The sequence below is a fragment of the Pseudomonas sp. LBUM1658 genome (genome assembly GCF_059716055.1).
The window spans coordinates 69,725-81,212 of the sequence record NZ_CP166798.1; the positions used below are offsets into that span (position 1 = coordinate 69,725).

The following is an 11,488-nucleotide window of genomic DNA, read 5'->3' on the forward strand; positions in this document are numbered from 1 at the left end:
TGCCTACGTTATATCCATTTGCCACCATTCGTCAGGTATCCCTCTCCCTCCGCGGCCTCAGGCGCAAGACCAATCTGTCTCAGCTGATTTACGCCATCGCGTTGCGAGGTCTGAGTCGCTGTCTATACTCGGGTCTGTATGGAGTTAGCTGATGACGCCCGACTGCAGGTGCAGCCGAGGTTTCGCGGTTTGAGTTCGTAGTCTGGGGCAGCCGCTTCCTTGGCCGCAGGTGAAAGCCGGCGGGATAAAAAGAACGATAAGGGGAACCCGCAATGATGCGACATCCACAAGTCTGGGTGGGCCTTGTGTTGTGGTCAATATTCAGCCAGGCGCAAGCCGCCTGGACCGTGAATATGGCACCTGGGGCTACTGAGGTAAGCAACAAGGTATTCGACCTGCACATGACCATTTTCTGGATCTGTGTGGTGATTGGCATCGTGGTCTTCGGTGCCATGTTCTGGTCGATGATCGTCCACCGTCGTTCTACCGGTCAGGTGGCTGCCAAATTTCATGAAAGTACGACGGTCGAAATCCTGTGGACCATCGTGCCTTTCCTGATTCTGGTGGCGATGGCCATCCCCGCGACCAAAACCCTCATTGAGATCTACGACAGTACGGAATCGGATGTCGACATCCAGGTCACCGGCTATCAGTGGAAGTGGCATTACAAATACCTGGGCCAGGACGTCGAGTTCTTCAGCAATATGGCCACGCCCGCCGAGCAAATCCATAACCAGGCCACCAAGGGTGAGCATTATCTATTGGAAGTCGACCAGCCGCTGGTGCTGCCGGTCGGTGCCAAGGTGCGCTTTCTGGTGACCGCCGCGGATGTGATCCACTCCTGGTGGGTTCCGGACTTTGCGGTGAAGCGCGATGCGATTCCGGGGTTCGTCAACGAAGCCTGGACCCGGGTCGAGAAGCCTGGCCTCTACCGCGGTCAATGCACTGAGCTGTGCGGCAAGGATCACGGCTTCATGCCGATCGTGGTCGAGGTCAAGTCCAGGGCCGATTACGACACCTGGCTGGCTGAACGCAAAGCCGAGGCCGGCAAACTCAAAGAGCTGACCTCCAAAGAGTGGACCCTCGAAGAGCTGGTGGCTCGCGGCGACAAGGTCTACCACACCAGCTGCGTGGCCTGTCACCAGGCCGAGGGCCAGGGCCTGCCGCCCATGTTCCCGGCGCTCAAGGGCTCGAAGATCGCCACCGGACCGAAGGAAGATCACCTGAGCATTGTCTATCACGGCAAGCCAGGCACCGCGATGGCGGCCTTTGGCAAACAGCTTTCGGAAGTCGATATCGCCGCCGTTGTGACCTATGAGCGTAATGCCTGGGGCAACAGCAAGGGCGACATGGTCACGCCCAAAGACGTGCTGGCTCTGAAACAGGCGGAAAGCAAATGACCCGGTCTATTGCGTGTTCCCGGAACCGGTTGGGGCTCATTGCCCGTCACCGCACCGTTCACCCGTTTGCAGGAGACAGGACATGAGTACTTTGACCGATGACCACACTCATGTAGCTCATGACCACGCCCACGGCCCGGCCAAAGGCTTGATGCGCTGGGTGCTGACCACCAACCACAAAGACATCGGGACCCTGTACCTGTGGTTCAGTTTTGCTATGTTCCTGCTCGGTGGTTCGTTCGCCATGGTGATCCGCGCCGAGTTGTTCCAGCCGGGCTTGCAGATCGTCCAGCCGGAATTCTTCAACCAGATGACCACCATGCACGGGCTGATCATGGTCTTCGGTGCGGTGATGCCGGCGTTCGTCGGCCTTGCCAACTGGATGATCCCGTTGATGATCGGTGCTCCGGACATGGCCCTGCCACGAATGAACAACTTCAGCTTCTGGCTATTGGTGGCGGCGTTCCTGTTGTTAATCTCGACCCTGTTTTCACCGGGTGGCGGGCCGAACTTCGGCTGGACCTTCTACGCCCCGTTGTCGACCACCTACGCCCCGGAAAGCGTGACCTTTTTCATCCTTGCCATTCACATGATGGGTATCAGTTCGATCATGGGCGCGATCAACGTGATCGCCACCATCCTCAACCTGCGTGCGCCCGGCATGACCTTGATGAAAATGCCGCTGTTCGTCTGGACCTGGCTGATCACCGCGTTCCTGTTGATTGCGGTGATGCCGGTGCTGGCCGGTTGCGTGACCATGATGCTGATGGACATCCACTTCGGCACCAGCTTCTTCAGTGCCGCCGGTGGTGGTGATCCGGTGCTGTTCCAGCATGTGTTCTGGTTCTTCGGTCACCCCGAGGTGTACATCATGATCCTGCCGGCCTTCGGTGCCGTCAGCGCGATCATCCCGACCTTCTCGCGCAAACCGTTGTTTGGCTACACCTCGATGGTCTACGCCACGGCGAGTATTGCCTTCCTGTCATTCATCGTCTGGGCGCACCACATGTTCGTGGTGGGCATTCCGTTGGTGGGCGAGCTGTTCTTCATGTACGCCACGCTGTTGATCGCGGTGCCGACCGGAGTCAAGGTGTTCAACTGGGCCAGCACCATGTGGCAAGGTTCGTTGAGCTTCGAGACACCGATGCTGTTCGCGGTGGCCTTCGTCATTCTGTTCACCATCGGTGGCTTCTCCGGGCTGATGCTGGCCATTGCCCCTGCGGACTTCCAGTACCACGACACCTACTTCGTGGTGGCGCACTTCCACTATGTGCTGGTGCCGGGGGCGATCTTCGGGATCTTCGCCTCAGCCTACTACTGGCTGCCGAAGTGGACCGGGCGTATGTACGACGAGACCCTGGGCAAACTGCACTTCTGGCTGTCCTTCATCGGCATGAACATGGCCTTCTTCCCGATGCACTTTGTCGGGCTGGCGGGGATGCCGCGGCGTATTCCGGACTACAACCTGCAGTTCGCCGACTTCAACATGGTCTCCTCGATCGGTGCCTTCATGTTCGGCGCCACGCAGATCTTCTTCCTGTTCATCGTCATCAAGTGCATCCGCAGCGGCGAACCCGCACCGGCCAAGCCTTGGGATGGTGCTGAGGGTCTGGAGTGGAGTATTCCGTCGCCGGCTCCGTATCACACCTTCACCACGCCGCCGGAGGTGAAATGAACCGCGTGCCGGGAGTCGATCATGGCTGAGTCTGTGCCTATCAAGCGCCTGGTCACCCGCCTGCTGATTCTGGTGGTGGCGATGTTCGCCTTCGGTTTTGCCCTGGTGCCGATCTACGACGTGATGTGCAAGGCGTTCGGCATCAACGGCAAGACCGCCGGGCAGTACGAAGGCACACAGGTGATAGACCAGTCGCGCCAGGTACGGGTGCAGTTTCTCTCCACTAACTCCATCGACATGGTCTGGGATTTCTACTCCAAGTCCGACGAAATCCTGGTGTATCCCGGGGCGGTCAACGAGATGCTGTTCGTGGCCTACAACCCGACCGATCACCCCATGACTGCCCAGGCGATTCCGAGTATTTCTCCAGCCGAGGCGGCGATGTACTTCCATAAGACCGAGTGTTTCTGCTTCACCCAGCAGGTTTTGCAGCCGGGGCAGCGGATCGAGATGCCGGTGCGTTTCATCGTTGACCGCGACATGCCCAAGGATGTGAAACACCTGACGCTGGCTTACACGCTGTTCGATATCACCGCTCGCCATCCACCTGTGGTTGTTAACTGATCCAGGTAGCCAGGCGTTGAAGCGTGCCCGATAAGGAGAACAATAAATGGCAACTCACGAGCATTATTACGTTCCAGCCCAGAGCAAATGGCCGATCATTGCCACGTTCGGCATGCTGATCACCATGTATGGTCTGGGCACCTGGTTCAATGACCTCAAGGCCGCACGACCGGAATCCCACGGGCCGCTGATTTTCTTTATCGGTAGCCTGCTGCTGGCCTACATGCTGTTCGGCTGGTTTGGCACGGTGATCAAGGAGAGCCGCTCCGGTTTGTACAGTGCGCAGATGGATCGCTCATTTCGCTGGGGGATGAGCTGGTTCATCTTCTCCGAAGTGATGTTCTTCATCGCGTTCTTCGGTGCGCTGTTCTACGTGCGGAACATATCCGGACCGGCACTGGGTGGCGAGGGGGCCAAAGGTGTCGCGCACATGCTGTGGCCGAACTTCGAGTTCATCTGGCCACTACTGAACAACCCCGACCCGAAACTCTTTCCAGCACCGAAAGAAGTCATCAGCCCCTGGGGGCTGCCTTTGCTCAACACGGTGTTGCTGGTCAGCTCCAGCGTGACCGTGACCATCGCCCACCATGCTTTGAAAAAAGGTCATCGCGGCGCGCTGAAAATCTGGCTGGCACTGACGGTGTTGCTAGGCTGCGCGTTCCTTGGCTTTCAGGCCGAAGAATATATCCACGCCTATCACGAGCTTGGTCTGACGCTGGGGTCGGGTGTCTACGGCGCGACCTTCTTCATGCTCACTGGCTTTCACGGCGCCCACGTGACCATCGGCACCATCATCCTGTTCGTGATGCTGATGCGGGTCATGCGTGGGCATTTCAATGCCGAGCATCAATTCGCTTTCGAAGCCGCCAGTTGGTATTGGCACTTCGTCGATGTGGTGTGGATTGGTTTGTTTGTCTTTGTGTACGTGCTCTGACGTTCCGCTTACCAGGGCGCGTGCGACACCAGCTGGCCGCTGAAGAAACCCCAGGCGATCAAGCCGACGGTGACAGCGGCCAGGCTGACACGAACAGTCAGGGCAATGACCAGTCGGTTCGAACTGCTTTCGTCCTTGACCAGAAAGAACAGGCCGCTGAACAGGCTGATGACCGTGGCTATCAGCATCAGGACGATTGCGGTTTTAAGCATGGTGATACTCCGGGGGGAACGCGATGCGAGTCAGTATAGCTAGTCGAATTCCTGCATCTGCGGCGATGCCATGAAAGGTTTTCGCCCGGGCGTTGTACCGAGCCTTGTGGTTCTGGTGCTGCTGCCATTGATGATCTTCCTGGGTTTCTGGCAATTGGACCGGGGCGAACACAAACGCCTGCTGCTCGAGAGCTACGCCGAGCGCCGGGCGGCAGAGCCGGTTGCCCTCGAGCAATTGCCGGATGCGCAGGACCCGGCGTTCCGGCGAGTGCGCCTGCACGGGCAGTTCGACGCAGAGCACAGCTTTCTGCTGGATAACCGCACCCGTGACGGCAAGGTCGGGGTCGAGTTGCTGCAAGCGTTTTTCGACCAGCCCAGTGGTCTGTGGTTATTGCTCAATCGCGGCTGGCTGCCGTGGCCGGATCGGCGCACTCCGCCGGTGTTCACCACCCCCGCACAAACAATGGATCTCGATGCCTGGGTCTATGTCGCCCCAGGCGCAACCTTTCAGTTGCATGCCGATCCGGCGGGCGCGAACTGGCCTCGGCTGGTGACGGCAGTGGCCCCGGCCAGTCTCTGGGCCGAGTTGGGGCGCAAGGGTTTTGCCTTTGAGCTGCGCGCAGAAAGTGGCCCTGCCACTTACCAGGCCGATTGGCCGGTAGTGGCCATGGGGCCGGAAAAACATCTCGGTTATGCCGTGCAGTGGTTTGCCATGGCGGTGGCACTGTTCGGCCTTTATCTCTATCTCGGTTGGCACAACGCAAGGGAGAAACACCATGGGAGCGGCCATGAATCCACCCAACATGTCTGAGGCGCGCAGGTCGCCAAGTCGTCGGCGCGGGCGCTGGCAGCTGATTCTGATTCTGCTGATGGTAATCGGCCCGATGATCCTTGCCACCGGCATGTACAAATTGCAGTTCTGGGTACCGGAAAGTCGCAGTTATCACGGCGAATTGATCGGTAACGGCCAGACTCGCGCAGAGCTTGGCGTGCAGGCTGACGAAAGCCGCTGGCAGATCCTGGTCAGCGCACCGCAGGAGTGTTCCGTGGACTGCCAGCAGTTGGTTTATTTGGCGCGACAGATCCAGATCGGTCTGGGGCGTGATGCGTCCCGCGCCACTCATGCACTGGCTGTCTCCCAGCCGCTGAATGCCGAATACGATGCCAAGCTGCAACTCGAGTACCCGCAGCTGCAGCGCTATTCACTTGATCTACCGACCTATACTCAAGGTGCCGGGGGCAAGGCTGCGCAGGGCCATGGTACGGCGCAACTGTGGATCATCGATCCTCACGGCAACCTGGTGTTGCGCTATGACGCCAGGGTCAAAGGCAAGGATCTGCTCAACGACCTGCGCCATCTGCTGAAACTGTCGAACATCGGATAAGGGCATCGTCATGGCCAAACCTGGATTTCGCCTCGCGTTGTTTGCCACATTGCTGGCACTGATAGTGGTGTTACTCGGCGCCTATACCCGGCTGACCCATGCCGGGCTGGGCTGCCCTGATTGGCCGGGCTGCTACGGTTTTATCAGTGTGCCGAAAAGCGAAGCCCAGCTGGCCCATGCCGAACTGCATTATCCCGATGCGCCGGTGGAGGCCCATAAGGGCTGGAACGAGATGGTCCACCGCTACTTTGCCGGGGCCCTGGGGTTGCTGATTGTGTTGCTGGCCGCACGGGCCTGGACCCATCGTCATCACCCGGGGCATCCGCTGAAGCTACCGCTGTTTTTGCTGGCGGTGGTGTGCGCTCAAGCGGCGTTCGGTATGTGGACGGTGACCCTCAAGCTGTGGCCGCAAGTGGTTACCGGGCATTTGCTCGGTGGTTTTGCCACCTTGAGCCTGTTGTTTTTGCTGACGCTGCGCCTGTCCGGGGTGTTGCCAGCGCTGACGGTACCGCGGCGCCTGCAGTACTGGGCGACTGCCGGGCTATTGCTGGTGATCGGGCAAATCGCTCTCGGTGGCTGGGTCAGCTCGAACTATGCAGCGGTGGCCTGTATCGATTTTCCTACCTGTCATGGACAGTGGTTGCCGGCCGCCGACTTTGCCAATGGCTTTCACCTGACCCAGCACATCGGCCCGAATTACCTCGGTGGCCAGCTGGACAGCGATGCGCGCACCGCGATTCACCTGACCCATCGCATTGGCGCGCTGGTGGTCACCCTGGTACTGCTGGGGCTGGCCTGGCAATTGCGGGCGGTGGGTATGAGTCGTCTTGCCGGACTGGTGCTGGTGGCACTGGCCGTGCAGATCAGCCTGGGGGTGAGCAATGTGCTGTTTCATCTGCCACTGTCGGTTGCTGTCGCTCATAACGCTGGCGGAGCGGCGCTGCTGCTGACGCTGGTACTGGTCAATTACCACGCGCGAACCAGCCTGGTTCGGGTCAAGCATCAGGTCCCTGTGCGTTGGCGGCTCGCCCGCAAACAATCAGGCGGCCCTATAACAATAAAAGGAGAGATGCCATGGCGACTTTGATCGGCGAACGTCACAGTCAGGCAATCTGGCGTGACTATCTGGAGCTGACCAAACCCAAGGTGGTGGTGCTGATGCTCATCACCTCACTGGTGGGGATGTTTCTCGCCACTCGCGCCGGGGTGCCGTGGACGGTGCTGGTGTTTGGTAATCTGGGGATCGCGATGTGCGCGGGGGGCGCGGCGGCGGTCAACCATGTGGTAGATCGGCGGATCGATGCGGTCATGGCCCGAACCCATAAAAGGCCGCTGGCCGAAGGACGGGTTTCACCGACGGCGGCGCTGACTTTCGCTTTTGCGTTGGCGCTGGCTGGCCAGGCCGTGCTGCTGGCCTTCACTAACCCGCTGACTGCCTGGCTGACCCTGGCCTCGCTGCTCGGCTATGCGGTGATCTACACCGGTTTCCTCAAACGCGCCACGCCACAGAATATTGTCATCGGCGGGCTGGCCGGCGCCGCTCCACCGTTGCTCGGCTGGGTCGCCGTCACCGGGCATGTCAGTGCCGAGCCGCTGCTGCTGGTACTGATCATCTTCGCCTGGACCCCGCCGCATTTCTGGGCGCTGGCGATTCACCGCAAGGAGGAATACGCCAAGGCCGATATCCCGATGTTGCCGGTGACCCATGGCGAGCACTACACCAAGGTCCATATCGTGCTCTACACCTTCGTCCTGCTCGCGGTCAGCCTGCTGCCGTTTGTCATCCACATGAGCGGTATGCTTTACCTGATTTGCGCCCTGGGCCTTGGCGCGAGGTTCCTGCAATGGGCCTTCGTGCTGTACCGTGGCACTCGGCCGCACGCGGCGATCAACACCTTCAAGTACTCTATCTACTACTTGTTCCTGCTGTTTATCGCGCTGCTCGTAGACCATTACCTATTGTTGAGCCTATGACTCGAACTCAGAAAACCGTCTTTATTCTAGTGGCCCTGGTGGCTTTGATCCTGGGACTTACCGTCAACAAAGTGCTCAATGGTAGAGGCCAGGGTGACCCGACCGCGCTGATCGATGCCGGGATCATTCTGTTGCCGCAGAGTCGTCAGTTGCCGGATCTACAGATGGTTGACCAGGATGGCCAGGCCGTGACGGTCAACGAGCTGAAAGACAAATGGAGCCTGCTGTTCTTCGGCTACACCTTCTGCCCGGACATTTGCCCGACCACCCTCGCCCAGCTGCGGCAGATCAAGAGCGAGTTGCCCAAGGAGGCGGTCGACAAGCTGCAGATCATCCTGGTCAGCGTCGACCCGGCCCGGGACAACCCCAAGCAGCTCAAGCAGTACCTGGGCTACTTCGACCCGGACTTCAAAGGCCTGACCGGCGCCTCGGTAGAGGACGTGCAGAAACTCGCCAATGCCGTGAGCATTCCGTTCATACCGGCGGATACCAGCAAACCCAACTACACCGTCGACCACAGCGGCAACCTGGCCGTGATCGGCCCGGATGGCACCCAGCGTGGTTTCATTCGCGCGCCGCTGAACAACCAGAAACTGGTGGTCCAGTTGCCGGCGATGTTGCAGCGGAAATAATCTAGTGGCCCCAAAAGATCGCAGCCTGCGGCAGCTCCTACGCCAACCGCGTACGCCCATGAATCCATAGGTGTACACAAATTCCGTAGGAGCTGCCGCAGGCTGCGATCTTTTGATTTTTGGTTAGTGCGAAGGGATTGAAACGAAGCGGGGGGTGCAATGATTGCACCCCCGTTTTACATCAGAACGCTGGCAATACCGCGCCTTTGTATTTTTCCAGAATGAACTGCTTCACTTCCGGGCTGTGCAAGGCGGTAACCAGTTTCTTCATGGCCTCGGAATCCTTGTCGTCCGGGCGGGCAACCAGGATGTTCACGTAAGGCGAGTCTTTGCCTTCGATGACCAGCGCATCCTTGGCCGGATCAAGCTGGGCTTCCAGCGCGTAGTTAGTATTGATCAGCGCCAGGTCGACCTGGGTCAGCACGCGCGGGATGGTGGCTGCTTCCAGTTCACGGAACTTCAGGTCTTTGGCGTTCTCGGTAATGTCCCGGACGGTCGAGAGGATGTTGTTCGAATCCTTCAACTTGATCAGCCCGGCCTTTGCCAGCAGCAGCAAGGAGCGGCCACCGTTGGTGGCGTCGTTCGGGATCACCACGTTGGAGCCGCCTGGCAGTTCTGCGAGGGTTTTGTACTTGCTGGAGTAAGCTCCCAGCGGTTCCAGGTGCACACCGGCAACGCTAATCAGGTTAGTGCCCTTGGCCTTGTTGAACTCATCCAGGTACGGCTGGTGCTGGAAGAAGTTGGCGTCCAGGCGCTTCTCGGCCACTTGTACGTTCGGCTGGATATAGTCGGTGAAGACTTTGACCTTGAGGTCGACACCCTCTTTGGCCAGCGCCGGTTTAACGAATTCGAGGATTTCCGCGTGCGGCACCGGGCTTGCGGCCACGGTCAGGGTTTCTGCTTGAGCGGAAAACGCTGCAACGGCAGCGAACGCGACGAGTAGTTTTTTCATCCAGCAAACTCCTTGTTAGGTGCCTGTCCAGGCGCCTGCCAGCCGTGGCTGGCGGTTACAGTTATTTTCGGGAAAAGTGCACCACCAGCTTATCGCCGACGGTTTGCAGAATTTGTACCAGCACCAGCAGCAACACCACAGTGACCACCATGACGTCGGTCTGGAAACGCTGGTAACCGAAACGGATCGCCAGGTCGCCCAGACCACCCGCGCCGACCACACCGGCCATCGCGGTGTAGGACACCAGCGTAATCGCCGTCACCGTGATCGCGGCGAAAATGCCTGGCCGCGCTTCCGGCAGCAAGGCATTGATGATGATCTGCCGCGTAGTCGCGCCCATGGCCTGGGTCGCTTCGATAATGCCGCGATCGACTTCACGCAGCGCGGTTTCCACCAGTCGCGCGAAGAACGGCGTCGCGCCCACTACCAGCGGCGGAATCGCCCCGGCCACACCCAGCGAGGTGCCGGTGATCAGTACGGTAAAAGGGATCATCACGATCAACAGAATGATGAATGGCAACGAGCGCAAGATGTTCACCACCAGCGACAGCATCGCGTAAACGCCTCTGGCCTCGAGCAACTGGCGCGGGCTGCAGAGGAACAACAGCACACCCAGCGGCAGGCCGAGCAACACGGTGAACAGCAACGAACCACCGAGCATCAGCAGGGTGTCGCCGGTGGCCAGCCAGATTTCGAACCAGTCGATATTGGCGAAGAAAACGGTAAGGGCTTCCATTAGCGCAGCACCTCCATATGGACGTCCGCCGCGGTGAAGTGGGCGAACGCGGCTTCCATGTCGCCACCGGTGACGGCCAGGGTCAGTTGCCCGTAAGGGACGTCTTTGATGCGATCGATACGCCCGGCAAGGATGCTGTAGTCCACACCCGTTTCTCGGGCGACGGTACCCAGCAATGGCGCGTAGGTCGCTTCACCCTGGAAGGTCAGACGCACTATGCGGCCAGGGACGTGGGCAAAGTCATCGCGTTGTTCGCTTTCATCGATTTGCTCGTCTTCCTGCACAAAGCGCTTGGTGGTCGGGTGCTTGGGATGCAGGAACACCTGGGCCACCGAGCCTTGCTCGACGATGACGCCAGCATCCATCACCGCCACTTGATCGCAGACCCGACGGATCACGTCCATCTCATGGGTGATCAGCACGATGGTCAGATTCAACTCGCGGTTGATCTCGGCCAGCAATTGCAGGACCGACGCCGTGGTTTGCGGGTCAAGGGCGCTGGTGGCTTCGTCGCAGAGCAGGATTTTCGGCTTGGTCGCCAACGCGCGGGCAATGCCGACACGCTGCTTCTGCCCACCGGACAACTGCGCCGGGTATTTTTTGGCGTGGTCGGCCAGGCCTACTCGTGCGAGCAACTCGGCAACACGCCGGTTTATCTCACTGCGGGACAGTTCGCCGGCCAGGGTCAGCGGCAGCGCAACGTTGTCGGCTACGGTCTTGGACGCCAGCAGATTGAAGTGCTGGAAGATCATCCCGACCTGCTGACGGAAACGCCGCAGGCCATTGGCGTCGAGCGCGGTGACTTCTTCGTCATCGACGAAGATCTTGCCGCCGCTCGGGGCTTCCAGGCGGTTGATCAGACGCAACAGGGTACTTTTTCCCGCGCCGGAATGGCCGATCAGGCCGAATACCTGGCCATCCTCGACACGCAGGCTGGTCGGATGCAGGGCAGGAATATCCTTGCCGGCAACCCGGTAGGTTTTATGGACGTTTTGAAACTCGATCACGTAGCGAACCTTGTGGG

At 59.4% G+C, this 11,488-nt stretch carries 13 protein-coding genes; 9 read left to right on the plus strand and 4 right to left on the minus strand.

Features of this window, described 5'->3' with window-relative positions:
- Positions 1–272 precede the first annotated feature (272 nt).
- The 4 genes from coxB to ACA064_RS00360 all read left to right on the plus strand — a co-directional run bounded on the left by coxB (position 273) and on the right by ACA064_RS00360 (position 4,573).
- Positions 273–1,400 carry a cytochrome c oxidase subunit II gene (gene coxB / locus ACA064_RS00345; RefSeq protein ID WP_497671607.1) on the plus strand — a complete coding sequence of 376 codons (1,128 nt, stop codon included), beginning with the start codon at positions 273–275 and terminating at the stop codon, positions 1,398–1,400.
- A gap of 82 nt (positions 1,401–1,482) precedes the next feature.
- Positions 1,483–3,075: a cytochrome c oxidase subunit I gene (gene ctaD / locus ACA064_RS00350; protein WP_497671608.1), complete on the plus strand. Its 1,593-nt coding sequence runs from the start codon at positions 1,483–1,485 to the stop codon at positions 3,073–3,075.
- A gap of 21 nt (positions 3,076–3,096) precedes the next feature.
- Entirely contained in the window at positions 3,097–3,639 is a 543-nt protein-coding gene (locus ACA064_RS00355; protein ID WP_497671609.1) for a cytochrome c oxidase assembly protein, read from the plus strand.
- 46 nt (positions 3,640–3,685) lie between these two features.
- Positions 3,686–4,573, plus strand: a complete 888-nt coding sequence (locus ACA064_RS00360; protein WP_497671610.1) for a cytochrome c oxidase subunit 3 — start codon at positions 3,686–3,688, stop codon at positions 4,571–4,573.
- A gap of 8 nt (positions 4,574–4,581) precedes the next feature.
- Here ACA064_RS00360 and ACA064_RS00365 read toward each other — a convergent pair whose 3' ends face one another.
- A complete protein-coding gene (locus tag ACA064_RS00365; protein WP_497671611.1) occupies positions 4,582–4,785 on the minus strand; it encodes a twin transmembrane helix small protein in 204 nt (67 codons plus the stop codon).
- A gap of 70 nt (positions 4,786–4,855) precedes the next feature.
- Between ACA064_RS00365 and ACA064_RS00370 the strand changes: the two genes are divergently transcribed.
- From ACA064_RS00370 to ACA064_RS00390, 5 genes are read left to right on the plus strand one after another with little or no spacing between them, the layout of a single operon-like run.
- Positions 4,856–5,596 carry an SURF1 family protein gene (locus ACA064_RS00370; protein WP_497671612.1) on the plus strand — a complete coding sequence of 247 codons (741 nt, stop codon included), beginning with the start codon at positions 4,856–4,858 and terminating at the stop codon, positions 5,594–5,596.
- Positions 5,562–6,170 carry a PA_0111/PP_0108 family redox-active disulfide protein gene (locus ACA064_RS00375; protein WP_497671613.1) on the plus strand — a complete coding sequence of 203 codons (609 nt, stop codon included), beginning with the start codon at positions 5,562–5,564 and terminating at the stop codon, positions 6,168–6,170. The genes ACA064_RS00370 and ACA064_RS00375 overlap by 35 nt, the downstream gene beginning before the upstream one ends.
- A 10-nt stretch (positions 6,171–6,180) precedes the next feature.
- Positions 6,181–7,257 (plus strand): COX15/CtaA family protein, encoded by a 1,077-nt coding sequence (locus ACA064_RS00380; RefSeq protein ID WP_497671614.1) that lies wholly within the window; start codon positions 6,181–6,183, stop codon positions 7,255–7,257.
- On the plus strand, positions 7,245–8,144 hold the full coding sequence (gene cyoE / locus ACA064_RS00385) for a heme o synthase (protein ID WP_497671615.1): 900 nt from the start codon (positions 7,245–7,247) through the stop codon (positions 8,142–8,144). The genes ACA064_RS00380 and cyoE overlap by 13 nt, the downstream gene beginning before the upstream one ends.
- Entirely contained in the window at positions 8,141–8,776 is a 636-nt protein-coding gene (locus tag ACA064_RS00390; protein WP_497671616.1) for an SCO family protein, read from the plus strand. The genes cyoE and ACA064_RS00390 overlap by 4 nt, the downstream gene beginning before the upstream one ends.
- Before the next feature lie 181 nt (positions 8,777–8,957).
- On the opposite strand, the gene ACA064_RS00395 is transcribed toward ACA064_RS00390, so the two are convergent.
- From ACA064_RS00395 to ACA064_RS00405, 3 genes are all read right to left on the minus strand, one after another.
- Positions 8,958–9,728 carry a MetQ/NlpA family ABC transporter substrate-binding protein gene (locus ACA064_RS00395; RefSeq protein ID WP_497671617.1) on the minus strand — a complete coding sequence of 257 codons (771 nt, stop codon included), beginning with the start codon at positions 9,726–9,728 and terminating at the stop codon, positions 8,958–8,960.
- Positions 9,729–9,789: 61 nt separating this feature from the next.
- The gene (locus tag ACA064_RS00400) at positions 9,790–10,464 is read right to left on the minus strand and encodes a methionine ABC transporter permease (RefSeq protein WP_497671618.1); all 675 of its coding nucleotides are present in this window, start codon (positions 10,462–10,464) and stop codon (positions 9,790–9,792) included.
- The gene (locus ACA064_RS00405) at positions 10,464–11,471 is read right to left on the minus strand and encodes a methionine ABC transporter ATP-binding protein (protein ID WP_497671619.1); all 1,008 of its coding nucleotides are present in this window, start codon (positions 11,469–11,471) and stop codon (positions 10,464–10,466) included. The genes ACA064_RS00400 and ACA064_RS00405 overlap by 1 nt, the downstream gene beginning before the upstream one ends.
- Positions 11,472–11,488 lie beyond the last annotated feature (17 nt).